Below are 13,764 nucleotides of genomic sequence, written 5' to 3'. Positions count from 1 at the left end.
CACATCTTTTTAAAAGACGAAGAGGATAAGAGATTGTTGCGGAAGGACAAGAAGGTGATCTTTCATGAATTTTTTTCGAATGATAAAAATGGATTTTAAAAGAATGTTTTTATCAGGAAAATTTTATTTTGCCATCGCAGGTGCGATGCTGGTTACCGTGTTAAACATCAGTCAGGAAGCAATGCAGAGCCGGTGGAATGCATCGGTATATTACCTGGTTGTCAGCAGTCATGGTGTGGGGGCATTTTTTGAAGTGTTTTCTGTGCTGGCTGTGCTGCCGTTTGCGCTGAGCTATTGGGAAGACAGCAGAAATGGCTATCTTAGATGCATTGAGACACGCATAGGGAGAACAGCATATTGCTGGTCGCATCTGGTGGTTGCCTTTTTCGGTTCTGTGATCAGTATTTTTCTGGGAATGGCAGTTGTTTATGGCGTTTTGGCATTAAAAATACCGTGGATAAAAAAAGAAGAGCTTGAAACATTAACAGGCAGTTTAAGCTATGGAAATGGACTCGTTCTGCCGTTTTACCTTGCCGCAAGATTTGGAGTTGAGGCTGTCAAGTATGCATTTATGGCAGTTTTTGCGCTTATGATATCGGGAAAAATAAAAAATCTGTTTGTGCTGGTCAGCACACCGGCTCTTTTTTATTATGCAAGCCAGCTTGTAGCAGAAGCGCTGCAGCTGCCGGGCCAGATGAGATGGTACCAGCTCCATGGGGGAAGTATCCGGAATTTTAAGGATTTTTTTGTGATAGCTGGTTATTTCCTTATTCTGACAGGAATGGAAGGTGTAATTTTCGTGCGAGTGGTAAAGAGGAGGGCGCAGAATGGATAGAATACGGATGAGCCTTCGGGTATGTCAGATACGTTTGCGGAAAACATTCACAACACCACGGTTTTATGTTGCGCTGTTGTGGATTGCGATCCTTTTTCATGTAATGACGGTGGGTATTCGAGGCTTCTGCGAGCAGACCGGAGTTGATGTGACTTTTTGGATGCTGCCGTTTATGACCAGATATAATGGAGACCAGATTATCATTGTTCTTGGGGCTCTGCTGCTTTTCTGTGATGCTCCGTTTCTGGAACCGAACAGCGGGTGGCAGATTTTGCGGGCCGGGCGGAAAAGCTGGTTTTGGGGAAACATGCTGTACATTGTGGTTGTTTCCTTTTTTTACACCATATGCTTAAGTATGATTCCGGTACTGCTTGTGTTTCCGAATGTAGGGTGGGAAACCGGATGGGGGAAGGTGATCAGTACGCTGGCTCAGACGAATGCGGCATATACCTTTGACCAGGAACCGTTGGATTATCTGATCCTTTCGAGATTTTCGCCGCAGGAGGCAATGGGACTCACAATGCTTGCGATCTGGTGCCTGTCGGTTATGACAGGCGTTGTGAGTTATGCCGGAAATTTTCTGGTACACAGGGGATTTGGAATCGTCATCAACTGCGGCATCGCACTCACTGCGCTTCTGCTCAGCAAATTTTCCAGCATCACAATCGGCTATTACTGCGCGCCGCCGCTTTGGATGAATATTGCGAGCTACAAGTGGCAGGGATATGGAAACGGGCCGTCGATGGCATATGTTTACAGTGTCTTTGCGATTGTCATCGGCGCATGCACGATCCTTTCGTATCTCGGGATCCGGAAAAAGGATCTGAACTTTGTGGAGGAAATCTGAAAGAATGGAAGAAAAGATAAGAATAGAAAACGTGACAAAAAAGTTTGGCAGCTACGCGGCGTTGGACGGGATCAGCCTGAGCTTCGAAAAAGGAAAAATTCACGGAATGATCGGAAGAAACGGAAGTGGGAAGACGGTACTGTTCAAATGCATCTGCGGATTTCTCCGGGTGGACGATGGAGCGGTTTTTGTGGATGGAAAACAGATTGGGAAAGAGATCGAAGCGCCGGAGAGTATTGGCGCCATCATCGAGACACCGGGCTTTCTTCCGGGCTACAGTGCCAGACAGAATCTGCAGTTTCTCGCCGGCATCCGCAGGAAGATCGGAAAAAAGGAGATCGATGCGGCCATCCGAAAAGTCGGACTGGATCCGGAAGCGAAAAAGCATGTCGGCAAGTATTCGCTCGGCATGCGCCAGCGTCTCGGTATTGCACAGGCGATTATGGAGGAACCTTCCCTTCTGATTCTGGATGAACCGATGAACGGTCTCGACAACCAGGGCGTGCAGGAGATGCGGCAGCTGTTTTTGAAACTGAAAGACGAAGGAAAAACCATTCTTCTTGCCAGCCACAACCGGGAAGACATTGCAGCACTGTGCGATACGACGGTGGAGATTGACAGAGGAAAGATTGTAGGCTGACGGAAAAAAGTTGCTCGTTTTTGGTGAATCTCATTGTCTTCCGGTGAAGCAGAGAATATAATAAAAACACAGAGAAGATCGAATCTTACGCTATTTGGTGTAGGATGGAGACAGGGAAAACAAAAAAAGATTACGAAAACGAGGACATGAACAATGGCAGACAGACACACAACAGAAAAATTGCTGGAGGGCGAACGCCTTTCCGGAAAGGTGACACTCTTTGCAAAAGTAACGATTTTACCGGGTGATGAGCTTCCGTATCATGAGCATCATGGGGAGACAGAAGCGTATCACATCCTGTCCGGTGCGGGTATGTATCAGGATAACGACAAAACCTACCCGGTGCAGGCGGGCATGACGACGTTCTGCGAGGACGGCAGCGGCCATGCGGTTTCCTGCGCAGGGGAAGAACCGCTCGTGTTTCTGGCGATGATTCAGAAAAAAGTAGAATAAGCAGGTACGGATATGAGCAGAAAGAAAAAGCCCAGAATGGAATACCGCTATTACGAAGTGCCGGAAAAATGCCCGGTGCTGGTGCTGCAGGGAGAAAAATGGTTGCAGAATTATGGGTACCAGATTGATTATCTGCATTTTCATAACCTGATGGAGATCGGTTTCTGCTATTACGGTGAGGGAACGATTGTTTTGGAAGATGAGGAACTGCCGTATCATGGCGGTATGTTTACGGTGGTGCCGAAAAACTTTCCGCATACAACAAACTCAAAAGAAAACAGTGTATGTTCCTGGGCATGGGTGTTTGTGGATGTGGAAGGATTTATTACAGAGCTGTATAAGGGCAATATGCGCATGGCACAAAAGCTGATTGCGCGTATTAACCAGAAGGCCCATTTTGTGAAAAATGAGGAAAGGCCGGAGGTCGCGGAGATGATCAAACTGATCATTAAATGCATGGGTGAAAAACGGGAATTTTATCTCGAGGAAGTGAAAGGACTGACCAGAGCGCTTCTGATGCAGATTGCCAGATGGAATGAAAGGGACGAGGAGCAGGAAAAGAATTCTATTGTAGATGATGCCAGTATCGCTCTGATTCTGCCTGCGCTGGATTATATTGGAGAAAATTATAAAGAGATTCTTCGAATTGAGGAGCTGGCAGAGGTATGTCATATCAGCGAAACACATCTGCGCCGTATTTTTCAGGAATCCATGCGGATGACGCCGGTTGAGTACATTAACTGGGTCCGGATCCGGGCGGCATGTAAGGAACTGCGGAAAACAAATATTTCTGTAAATGAGATTGCAATGCGAAGCGGATTCACAACAATTTCTACATTTAACCGTAATTTCCGCCGGATTCTTGGTGTATCTCCACAGCAGTGGCGAAGTGCACCGGAACATTATGAACGAAAATTGTTGAATTTTGATATAAAAACACAGGAAGGATGGTGATGTCCGTCAAAATGCATATAAATGGTTGAAAATGCATAGTATAGAGTTAAAAATGCGCACAAACGACGGGAAAATATGTTATACTTTGTACATGTTGAGGGAATAAAAACATAAAAAATGTACAAAACAACCAAAAAATTTCTGCGCTGTAAAAAGTGCGGAGGTTCCGGTTGTAAAATAACATCTTAAGGAGGATGTGCAATATGAAAAGAAAAATTGTATCAATCGTAATGGCATCAGCAATGGTATTTGGACTGGCTGCATGTGGTTCCAGCGGAGGAACTACAACAAGTTCCAGCAACGGCGGAAACGATGCATCAGCAGCAAGTGAAACCACTGCAAAATCAGAGAGCAGCGACGTAGTAGAGGGCAGTTCTGATGATGACAACACCTTAACCGTATGGACCTGGGACCCGAACTTCAACGTTTACGCGATCAAGAAAGCAGCTGAAATTTATGCACAGGATCACGAAGGATTCAAAGTAGAAGTCAGCGAAGTACAGTCCGACGACATTGAAACCCGTCTGACCACAGCAGTTTCCGCAGGAGACTTAAGCACTCTGCCGGATATCTTCCTGATGCAGGATAACTCCTTCCAGAAATATGCAACCAACTATCCGGACATCTTCACCGATCTGACCGATTCCGGAATTGATTTCAGCGAATTCTCATCCGCAAAAGTTGCTTACTCTACTCTGGATGGGAAGAACTACGGAATTCCGTTCGACAATGGTGCCGTTATCGAGTGCCTGCGTACTGATATGCTGGAGCAGGCAGGCTTCACCGTAGATGATTTCACAGATATCACCTGGAATGACTTTATGGAGAAAGCAAAAGTTGTCAAAGAGAAAACAGGCCAGCCGATCCTGACATCTCAGGCCGGATCTCCGGACCTTGTTATGGAAATGCTGCAGTCCTGCGGTGAGTCCCTTTTCAACGAAGATGGATCTGTCAACATCGTAGACAACAAAGCACTGAAACCAATCCTTGAGATTTACAGCCAGATGGTAAAAGATGGCACTCTTGTAGAGGTTACTGACTGGGATCAGTACATCGCATCCATCAACAACGGAACTACAGCAGGCGTTATCAACGGATGCTGGATCATGGCTTCCATCACAGCAAATGAAGATCAGTCCGGCAAATGGGCAATCACCAATATGCCGAAACTGGACGGCGTTGACGGAGCAACCAACTACTCCAACAACGGTGGTTCTTCCTGGGCAATTTCTTCCAACTGCAAAAAACAGGATCTTGCCATTGACTTTATGAAATCTACCTTCGCAGGCAGCACAGCTCTTTACGATGATATCATCGCAAAAGGCGCTCTGGCAACCTGGGCACCGGCAGGAGATTCCGAAGCATATGCACAGCCAGTTGCATTCTTCAGCGATGACCCGGTTTACGCAAAGATCGTTGATTTCGCAACCAAGACTCCATCCAACATCACTGGAGCATTCTACTACGATGCACGTGATGCTGTCGGAACCGCACTTTCCAATATCATCCAGACAGGAGCAGATATGGACAGCGAACTTCAGACCGCACAGGAAACTGTAGAGTTCAACATGGGTGGCTGATATCCTGCAATACATAAAAAAGTAGGACGATAAGAAACGGGTCTGCTTCCTGGACAGACAGAAGCAGGCCCGTTCTGTATCTATGCGGTGTGTGTTTGAAAAATGATTTCTGCAGGAGAACATGAAATGTTGTCTGCAAAAAGATTTTTTCAAACACACGCCAGGTAAAAAAAGAAAGGAAGATTCCATGAGCAGTCAGAAGAAAAAAGGAATGAACTTGGAAAGAAAACAGAATCTTACCGGCTGGGCTTTCCTGATGCCGGCAACGATCCTGATCGCATGGATGAGCTTTTATCCGATGATTCAGGCATTCATCCTGTCTTTACAGACAGGTATGGGCATCAACCTAAAATTCAACGGATTTGCAAACTATGCCCGTATTTTAAAAGACCCGACCTTTAAACAGACCTTAAGCAACACCTTCTTTTATCTGATTATTCAGGTGCCGATCATGCTGATCCTCGGCCTGATGTTTGCTTCCATGCTGAACAACAAAGATCTGCGTTTTAAGGGACTGTTCCGTACCTGCATTTTCCTGCCGTGCGCAACATCTCTCGTATCTTACGCGATGATCTTCCGTTCCCTGTTTGCAAATGACGGTTTTATCAACACCGTTCTCCGCGGCCTCGGCATGAACCCGATCATGTGGTTCTCCAATGCGTGGACAGCCCGTGCGGTTATCATCATCGCCCTGATCTGGAGATGGACCGGATACAACATGGTCTTCTATCTCTCCGGTATGCAGAACATTGAATATTCGATCTACGAAGCAGCCAAAATCGACGGCGCAAGCCCGCTGCAGACTTTCTTCAAGATCACCGTTCCACTGTTAAAACCGATGATTCTGCTGACCACAATTACTTCTACCAACGGTACTCTGCAGCTGTTCGATGAGTCCCTGAACCTGACAAACGGAGGTCCTGGAAAATCAACCATGACCATGTCTCATTATATTTACAATATGTCCTTTGTACAGAGCCCGAACTTTGGCTATGCGGCAGCAATGTCCATCCTGATCCTGATCATGGTAGCCATTCTGGCACTGCTTCAGATGAAAGTAGGTGACGAGCGATAATGGGAAAAGCAAAGAAATTTTTCATGTATCTGATTTTAACGGTAGCGTCGATCCTTTCTGTTTTTCCGCTGTACTATATGTTCTGCGCGTCTACAAACAGAAGTATTGATGTCATTGCCGGAAAACTGATTCCGGGTACGTATCTGATTGACAACTTTAAAGCGCTGATTGCGCAGCAGAACCTGCGCCTTGCACTGTGCAACTCCTTCCGGAATGCGACGGTGCTGACCATTCTCTGTCTTCTGGTCTGCTCGATCGCCGGTTATGGATTTGAGATCTATCATGATAAAGCAAAAGATGCGGTATTTACCGTACTTCTGACTGCGATGATGATTCCGTTCGCAGCCATCATGATCCCAATGTTCCGTATGTTTTCCCAGCTAAAGATGGTCAACACGATGGCAGCTTTCATGCTTCCTTCGATTTCAACACCGTTCATGATCATGATGTTCCGCCAGGCTTCCCGTTCCTTCCCGCACGATATCATCGAAGCGGCAAGACTCGATGGCTTAAGCGAGACAGGAATTTTCTTTCGTATGTATATGCCGACCATGAAATCGACGTATGCGGCAGCAACAATCATCACCTTTATGAACGCATGGAACAACTACCTGTGGCCGAAGGTTATCTTACAGAACAATGAATCCATCACCATGCCGATGCTGGTAGCGAACCTGCTCGGCGGCTACACTGTAGATTATGGTGTGCTGATGCTCGGCGTATTTATCTGTACGATCCCGACAGCAATTATTTTCTTCTGCTTCCAGAAGAGCTTCACAGAAGGTATCACAGGTGCCGTAAAATAAGAAAAAGAATCGAACAGAAAAGGTGGATATTTGGATGAATATCCACCTTTTTTTCAAAAGATCAAAAAGAACAAAATTCCAGAAGGAGGAAAATAAAAATGGGTGTATTTCAGTATGAAAAAGTGAAGGACCCGACGTACTATGGAGAAAACCGGGTGGCGGCGCATTCCGATCACAGATATTATGGATCGGTGGAAGAAATGGAGCAGCATGTGGAAAACTTCCGTCACAGTCTGAACGGACTGTGGAAATTCCATTACGCAAAGAACTACGAGAGCACGATTCCGGGATTCGAGACACCGGAGTATGACTGCACAAAATGGGACGATATCCGCGTGCCGGCACATATCCAGATGGAGGGATATGACGCACCGCAGTATGCCAATGTGCAGTACCCATGGGAAGGAAGAGAAGAGATCCAGCCGGGCGAGATTCCGGAGCGGTTCAATCCGACGGCTTCCTATGTGAAATATTTTGAAGTGCCGGAGCAGATGAAAGGAAAACGGCTTTTTGTTTCCTTCCAGGGAGCAGAGAGCGGTATTGCCGTATGGCTGAACGGAACGTTCCTTGGCTACAGCGAGGATACGTTTACTCCGTCCGAGTTTGAACTGACCCCGTATCTGAAAGAGGGCGAAAATAAACTGGCTGCGCAGGTTTTCAAATGGACGAGCGGAAGCTGGTGCGAGGATCAGGATTTCTTCCGTTTCTCCGGTATTTACCGTGATGTGTATCTGTACACGATTCCGGAGGTTCACGTTTCGGATCTGAAAGTACAGACGCTGCTGGATGATACGTTTACGAAGGCAGATCTGGTCATTGATACGAAAATGATCGGAACAGGAAAGGTAAAAATTACCCTGTTAAAAGACGGAACGGCACTGCAGAGCACCGAAGGTGTGCTGGATGGGGAAACACAGTTTGTTCTGAAAGTCGATCACCCGGAACTGTGGTCCGCAGAGACACCGGTGCTGTATGATCTTCTGCTGGAAGTCACCGCAGAGGATGGAACGGTGCAGGAACTGATTCCGCAGAGAGTCGGATTCCGCCGCTTTGAGATGAAAGACCACATCATGATGCTGAATGGAAAGCGGGTTGTCTTTAAAGGCGTCAACCGCCACGAGTTCAGCTCCGTATCCGGCCGTGTCGTTTCGAGAGAAGAGCTGATCAAAGACCTGACGACGATGAAACAGAACAACATCAATGCAATCCGTACCTGCCATTACCCGGATGCGGTCGGCATTTATGATCTGTGCGATGAATACGGTCTTTACATGATCGCGGAGTGCAACATGGAGTCCCATGGAACGAGAGATACGGATGCGGTACGAAGCGGAGATTTCTCCGGTGTTGTACCATGCGACCGCCCGGAGTGGATGGACTGTATGCTCGACCGTGTCAATTCGATGTATCAGAGAGACAAAAACCATCCGGCGATTCTGATCTGGTCCTGCGGAAATGAATCGTTTGGCGGAAAAGTTATTTTTGAAATGTCCCAGTTATACCGGAAAATGGACCCGACCCGTCTCGTTCATTATGAAGGAGTTAATGACGACCGCAGATACAACGACACCAGCGATATGGAAAGCCGGATGTACACCACCGTCAATGAAATCCGTGAATTCTTGTCGAAAGACAGAAGAAAACCGTATGTCTGCTGTGAGTATGCACATGCGATGGGAAATTCCTGCGGCGCCATGAAGAAATATATGGATCTTGCCGAGGAAGAACCGCTGTTCCAGGGCGGCTTTATCTGGGATTATATCGACCAGTCAATCTACAAAAAAGACCGCTACGGAAAAGAGTTCCAGGCGTACGGCGGAGACTTTGATGATCATCCATGCGATTACAATTTCAGCGGAAATGGTATTGTATACGGCGGCGAGCGCGATGCTTCCCCGAAGATGCAGGAAGTAAAATTCTGCTATCAGAACATTGCTGTGGATGTACAGAAAGACAAAGCAGTTGTAAAAAATAAGAACCTGTTTGTGAATACCGATGCGTTTGACTGCGTGGTAATTCTCGAAAAAGAAGGAAAGAAACTGAAAGAAGTGCCGATGGAAATTTCCGTGGAGCCGCTTTCCGAAAAAACAGTGGAGCTTCCGATTGCCGTACAGACCCTTCCGGGCGAGTATGCGGTGACCGTTTCCTTCCGCCTGAAAGAAGATACCATATGGGGCAAGCGCGGCCATGAAGTTGCATTCGGACAGGGTGTTTATGAAGTGGAAGCACCGGCGAAAGCAGAAAAACCGGCGAAATTTGAAGTGATCCGTTCCAACCATGATTTTGGTGTGCGCGGCGAAAATTTTGATGTGATGTTCTCCGATCTGAACGGCGGACTCGTATCGTACCGTTACGGCGGCGTTGAGATGATCAAAATGATTCCGAAACCGAACTTCTGGCGTGCGCCGATCGACAATGACTGCGGAAGCCTGATGCCGATGCGTTACAGCCAGTGGAAGATTGCTTCAATGTATCTGTCCCACAAATATCCGAACGGCAGCCATTATCCGGGACTGTATGCGCCGGAAATCGAAGTACACGAGGACTGCGCAGAAGTCAGCTACCGCTATGTAATGCCGACCACACCGGCGAGCGAGTGCCGTCTGACCTACCGTGTCTTCGGCGATGGAAGCATTCAGACGACGCTGACGTATGATCCGGTGAAAGAGCTCGGCGATATGCCGGAATTCGGCATGATGTTCAAACTGGATGCCGATTATGACAACGTTACCTGGTACGGCATGGGACCGGAGGAGACGTATGTGGACCGCTGTGCCGGAGCAAAGCTCGGTGTTTATAAGAATAAAGTCGAAGATAATATGGCGAAATATCTCGTTCCGCAGGAGTGCGGCAACAAGGTTGGTGTACGCTGGGCAACCGTGACGAACCGCAAGGGCCGCGGTATGATGTTCAGCGGCGACAAGATGGAATTTTCCGCACTGCCGTACACACCGCACGAGCTGGAAAATGCGATGCATCCGTATGAACTGCCGCAGGTACATTACACCGTTGTGCGCGTGGCAAAACAGCAGATGGGTGTTGGCGGAGACGACAGCTGGGGTGCACAGACCCATCCGGAGTACCTGATTCCGATTGATAAAAAACTGGAGTTTACCTTTACGTTTATGGGAATCTGATGCGTTCAGCCCATTCTGTCCGTGGACAGGATGGGCTGTCTGCGAAAGAAAAGGAGACAAAAGCAGATGGAGAAAGAAGTAAATTTTGGAAAGCTCCTGCACGGGGGCGATTATAACCCGGAACAGTGGCTGGATTACCCGGAGATTCTGGAACAGGATCTGGCGTATTTCAAGAAAGCCAGAATCAACGAGGTTTCGCTTGGCATGTTTTCCTGGGCATTTTTAGAGCCGGAGGAAGGAGTTTTCCGTCTGGAATGGTTAAAAGAGGTGATTGACCGCCTGTATGAAAACGAAATTGTGGTCATGCTTTCCACGCCGACGGCGGCAAGACCGCGCTGGATGACGGAAAAATACCCGGAGGTGCTCCGTGTCAATGCAGCGAGAGAACGGAATCTGTACGGGGAGCGCCATAATCACTGCTATACCTCACCGGTTTACCGGGAAAAAACGAGAATCATCAATACGAAGCTGGCGGAAATGTTCAAAGACCACCCTGGCGTGATTGCATGGCATATTTCGAATGAATACGGCGGAGAGTGCCACTGCCCGCTGTGCCAGGAGGCATTCCGCGGCTGGGTGAAGAAAAAATACGGCACACTGGAACGGCTGAACCGTGCCTGGAATACCGGGTTCTGGAGTCATACTTACCAGAGTTTTGACCAGGTGGAGAGCCCGTCTCCGAAAGGAGATTCTTCGCTGCACGGACTGAATCTGGACTGGAAACGGTTTGTGACGGATCAGACCGCGGATTTTGTAAAATGGGAAATCAAAGCGCTGCGGGACGCTGGGGCAGAACAGCCGTCTACCATCAATATGATGTATAACTTTACCGGACTGAACTACTACAAGTTTGCCGATGTGATTGACTTTGTATCCTGGGACAATTATCCGACCTGGCATAAAGAGGCGGAGACGGTAACAGCGATGGATACAGGTATGCAGCATGACATTATGCGGAGCATTCAGAAAAAGCCGTTTTATCTGATGGAGAGCTGTCCTTCCGCAACGAACTGGCAGTCCGTCAGCAAGCTGAAAAAACCGGGCATGCTGCAGGCCGCGTCACTGCAGGCAGTTGCGCATGGGTCGGATAGTGTGCTGTATTTCCAGATGAGGCAGAGCCGCGGTGCATCCGAAAAATTCCATGGGGCCGTGATCGACCATTATGGCGTATCGGATACTAGGGTATTCCGTGAAGTGGCGAAAGTCGGCGTAGCTTTGGAGAAACTGCAGGAAGTGAACGGTTCGCAGAACCCGGCGGAAGCAGCCGTGATTTATGATGTCGAAAACCGCTGGGCGGTGGAAGATGCGGCGGGTCCGCGGAATGCAGGTGTTTTTTATAAAGAAACCGTGGAAAAGCCATATCAGGCATTCCGGAAACTGGGCATCAATGTGGATCTGATTGACGAGACGAGGAGTCTCGACGGATACCGTGTTGTGGCAGCGCCGATGGTTTATCTGCTGCGGGAAGGATGGACAGAGAAGGTTCGGAACTTTGTGAAAAACGGCGGAATTTTTCTGCTGACTTACTGGTCCGGCATTGTGGATGAGACGGATCTCTGTTACTTAGGCGGAACGCCGCATGACCTGATGGATGTGATGGGATTCCGGAGTATGGAGATTGACGGCTTATACGATGGCGAATGGAACGAAGGAATTCCGGAGCCGGAAAATCCGCTGCATCTGGAACGGGCATACCGCTGCAGTCATCTCTGCGAGCTGGTACAGCCATCGACGGCGGAAGTGCTGATGACATACGGAAAAGATTTCTATGACGGCATGCCGGCGATGACCCGGAATGTGTACGGAAAGGGAAAAGCGTATGCCGTTTGTGCGGACTTTGAACAGGGACTGTACGATGAAGTCTGCCGGAAACTGGCAGAAGAGGCCGGTGTGGAGCGGATCGTGGAAGAAGTTCCGGAAGGTGTGGAAGTCACGATGCGTAAGCAGAAGGACGGAACCAGGTACGTGTTTGTCCAGAACTTTAGCCGGGAGACCGTTGAAGTCAAACTGCCGATCGAGCGCTATCCGGTATGGCAGGGAACGTATGACGGAACGATCGGAAGCTGGAAGACGATTGTGCTGAAAGGAAGATAGAAGAGAAGAAAAGTCTGTTGAGAAAAACCGAAATGGGCTGTTTCTCAACAGACTTTTTTCGTTCATGCATTTGCAGCAGCGTCTTCTTCCTGCGCCAGCTTTTTCTTATACACTTCGCCCCAGTCCCACATCGCATCCATGATCGGGTGGAGGCTGAAGCCGAGTTCCGTCAGGGAATATTCGACACGCGGCGGTACCTCGGCGTAAACTTTACGGTTGACCAGACCGCTCTGTTCCATCTGGCGGAGCTGGGAAGTTAAAACTTTTTGAGAGACGTGACCGATGGACTTTTTCAGCTCGCCGAACCGCATGGTGCCGTGGAGCAGCAGATCGCGCAAGATCAGAACTTTCCATTTATCACTGATCAGAGTCAGCGTAGTTTCCACCGGGCAGGGCGGAAGATCAGCAAGAGAAACGGGTGTTTTTTCTGCGGATGACATAAGAGAAGACCTCCTTTTTGAAGAAAATAATGATTTGAAAGATGGCGGAAACGTCTGATTTTACACAATAGTATCTTTTGGGTAACTACACCACAATATTGTGCTTACTTTACGAAAGAACTCTATGGACTTATTATAAAGCCATCGAAAGAAAAAAACAATTCAAAAAAACAAAATGGAGGAAAGTAAAATGAGCAAAGCAGTAGAATTTTTAAATGAGAATCCGGTACAGTATCTGGCAACGGTAGGTCGTGACGGAAAGGCAAAATGCCGCCCGTTCATGTTTGCAGGAGAGGTTGACGGAAAACTGTGGTTCTGCACCAACAACACAAAAGATGTTTACAAAGATATGCAGGAGAATCCGGAAATCGAAATCTCTGTTTCCAGCCCGTCCTACGCATGGATCCGTCTGCACGGAACCGCAGTGTTTGAAAATAACATGGCTGTAAAAGAAGTGTGCATGCAGAACCCGATCGTAAAAGGCCAGTACCAGACCGCTGACAACCCGATTTTCGAGGTGTTCTATCTGGACAATGCACACGGTGTAATCGCAGACTTTTCCGGAAACCCACAGTACGAGTTTTAATCTGTCGCTATGAATTTGAAAACTGCGCGTCGCATTCTCGTTACTTTAGTGATGAGTTAGACGCGCAATTTTTTTAATATAAAACAGAACAAATGTTTGATATATTATTATGGATATGGTAAAATACTTTTATGGAGAAAGATATGTTTACAATTAATAAAAATGGTTTTTCCTATCCGGCGTCAAGGAAAGAGTTGTGGGGAGAACATTTGTGAAATCCGTCTTATTGTGCTGTAACGGTTAGTGACCGAAGCCGTGAACAGATACTTGCTTACATAGAAGGTCAGAAGGAAAAATCCCGTTAAAACCCGGAGGAG

Annotated in this window: 12 protein-coding genes; 11 read left to right on the top strand and 1 reads right to left on the bottom strand. The window is 47.7% G+C overall.

The window, feature by feature from the left end; all coding sequences use genetic code 11:
- Positions 1–64 precede the first annotated feature (64 nt).
- The 10 genes from DWZ44_RS06300 (at position 65) to DWZ44_RS06255 (ending at position 12,421) form a co-directional block, all read left to right on the top strand.
- The gene (locus DWZ44_RS06300; RefSeq protein WP_022461299.1) at positions 65–835 is read left to right on the top strand and encodes a hypothetical protein; all 771 of its coding nucleotides are present in this window, start codon (positions 65–67) and stop codon (positions 833–835) included.
- Positions 828–1,682 carry a hypothetical protein gene (locus tag DWZ44_RS06295; protein WP_055226291.1) on the top strand — a complete coding sequence of 285 codons (855 nt, stop codon included), beginning with the start codon at positions 828–830 and terminating at the stop codon, positions 1,680–1,682. Before DWZ44_RS06300 ends, DWZ44_RS06295 begins: the two co-directional genes overlap by 8 nt.
- 4 nt (positions 1,683–1,686) lie before the next feature.
- A complete protein-coding gene (locus DWZ44_RS06290; protein ID WP_022461297.1) occupies positions 1,687–2,322 on the top strand; it encodes an ABC transporter ATP-binding protein in 636 nt (211 codons plus the stop codon).
- Between the two features lie 153 nt (positions 2,323–2,475).
- Positions 2,476–2,775 carry a cupin domain-containing protein gene (locus DWZ44_RS06285; protein ID WP_022461296.1) on the top strand — a complete coding sequence of 100 codons (300 nt, stop codon included), beginning with the start codon at positions 2,476–2,478 and terminating at the stop codon, positions 2,773–2,775.
- A gap of 12 nt (positions 2,776–2,787) precedes the next feature.
- Complete coding sequence (locus DWZ44_RS06280; RefSeq protein WP_022461295.1) at positions 2,788–3,729, top strand: AraC family transcriptional regulator; 942 nt, start codon at positions 2,788–2,790, stop codon at positions 3,727–3,729.
- Positions 3,730–3,932: 203 nt separating this feature from the next.
- The gene (locus tag DWZ44_RS06275; RefSeq protein WP_022461294.1) at positions 3,933–5,309 is read left to right on the top strand and encodes an ABC transporter substrate-binding protein; all 1,377 of its coding nucleotides are present in this window, start codon (positions 3,933–3,935) and stop codon (positions 5,307–5,309) included.
- A gap of 187 nt (positions 5,310–5,496) precedes the next feature.
- Positions 5,497–6,384 (top strand): carbohydrate ABC transporter permease, encoded by an 888-nt coding sequence (locus DWZ44_RS06270; protein ID WP_022461293.1) that lies wholly within the window; start codon positions 5,497–5,499, stop codon positions 6,382–6,384.
- Complete coding sequence (locus DWZ44_RS06265; protein ID WP_022461292.1) at positions 6,384–7,190, top strand: carbohydrate ABC transporter permease; 807 nt, start codon at positions 6,384–6,386, stop codon at positions 7,188–7,190. Before DWZ44_RS06270 ends, DWZ44_RS06265 begins: the two co-directional genes overlap by 1 nt.
- A gap of 98 nt (positions 7,191–7,288) precedes the next feature.
- Entirely contained in the window at positions 7,289–10,327 is a 3,039-nt protein-coding gene (locus DWZ44_RS06260; RefSeq protein WP_117804433.1) for a glycoside hydrolase family 2 TIM barrel-domain containing protein, read from the top strand.
- A gap of 66 nt (positions 10,328–10,393) precedes the next feature.
- Positions 10,394–12,421, top strand: a complete 2,028-nt coding sequence (locus tag DWZ44_RS06255; RefSeq protein ID WP_117804432.1) for a beta-galactosidase — start codon at positions 10,394–10,396, stop codon at positions 12,419–12,421.
- Between the two features lie 62 nt (positions 12,422–12,483).
- Here DWZ44_RS06255 and DWZ44_RS06250 read toward each other — a convergent pair whose 3' ends face one another.
- Positions 12,484–12,861 (bottom strand): winged helix-turn-helix transcriptional regulator, encoded by a 378-nt coding sequence (locus tag DWZ44_RS06250; protein WP_117804431.1) that lies wholly within the window; start codon positions 12,859–12,861, stop codon positions 12,484–12,486.
- A 190-nt stretch (positions 12,862–13,051) separates the two neighbouring features.
- Here DWZ44_RS06250 and DWZ44_RS06245 point away from each other — a divergent pair, with 190 nt between their 5' ends.
- On the top strand, positions 13,052–13,447 hold the full coding sequence (locus DWZ44_RS06245) for a pyridoxamine 5'-phosphate oxidase family protein (RefSeq protein WP_117804430.1): 396 nt from the start codon (positions 13,052–13,054) through the stop codon (positions 13,445–13,447).
- Positions 13,448–13,764 lie beyond the last annotated feature (317 nt).

This window comes from Blautia sp. AF32-4BH (genome assembly GCF_003460565.1).
GTDB lineage: Bacteria > Bacillota > Clostridia > Lachnospirales > Lachnospiraceae > Fusicatenibacter > Fusicatenibacter saccharivorans.
Note: the sequence above shows the minus strand (reverse complement) of the source record. Positions and strands in the feature narration are given on the sequence as shown.

What these genes read in the sequence shown, in the direction of transcription:
- DWZ44_RS06285 (WP_022461296.1), top strand. Translation starts at nt 2,476, where the DNA reads ATGGCAGACAGACACACAACAGAAAAATTGCTGGAGGGCGAACGCCTT.
- DWZ44_RS06275 (WP_022461294.1), top strand. Translation starts at nt 3,933, where the DNA reads ATGAAAAGAAAAATTGTATCAATCGTAATGGCATCAGCAATGGTATTT.
- DWZ44_RS06250 (WP_117804431.1), bottom strand. Translation starts at nt 12,861, where the DNA reads ATGTCATCCGCAGAAAAAACACCCGTTTCTCTTGCTGATCTTCCGCCC.
- DWZ44_RS06245 (WP_117804430.1), top strand. Translation starts at nt 13,052, where the DNA reads ATGAGCAAAGCAGTAGAATTTTTAAATGAGAATCCGGTACAGTATCTG.
- DWZ44_RS06270 (WP_022461293.1), top strand. Translation starts at nt 5,497, where the DNA reads ATGAGCAGTCAGAAGAAAAAAGGAATGAACTTGGAAAGAAAACAGAAT.
- DWZ44_RS06260 (WP_117804433.1), top strand. Translation starts at nt 7,289, where the DNA reads ATGGGTGTATTTCAGTATGAAAAAGTGAAGGACCCGACGTACTATGGA.
- DWZ44_RS06290 (WP_022461297.1), top strand. Translation starts at nt 1,687, where the DNA reads ATGGAAGAAAAGATAAGAATAGAAAACGTGACAAAAAAGTTTGGCAGC.
- DWZ44_RS06295 (WP_055226291.1), top strand. Translation starts at nt 828, where the DNA reads ATGGATAGAATACGGATGAGCCTTCGGGTATGTCAGATACGTTTGCGG.
- DWZ44_RS06280 (WP_022461295.1), top strand. Translation starts at nt 2,788, where the DNA reads ATGAGCAGAAAGAAAAAGCCCAGAATGGAATACCGCTATTACGAAGTG.
- DWZ44_RS06265 (WP_022461292.1), top strand. Translation starts at nt 6,384, where the DNA reads ATGGGAAAAGCAAAGAAATTTTTCATGTATCTGATTTTAACGGTAGCG.
- DWZ44_RS06255 (WP_117804432.1), top strand. Translation starts at nt 10,394, where the DNA reads ATGGAGAAAGAAGTAAATTTTGGAAAGCTCCTGCACGGGGGCGATTAT.
- DWZ44_RS06300 (WP_022461299.1), top strand. Translation starts at nt 65, where the DNA reads ATGAATTTTTTTCGAATGATAAAAATGGATTTTAAAAGAATGTTTTTA.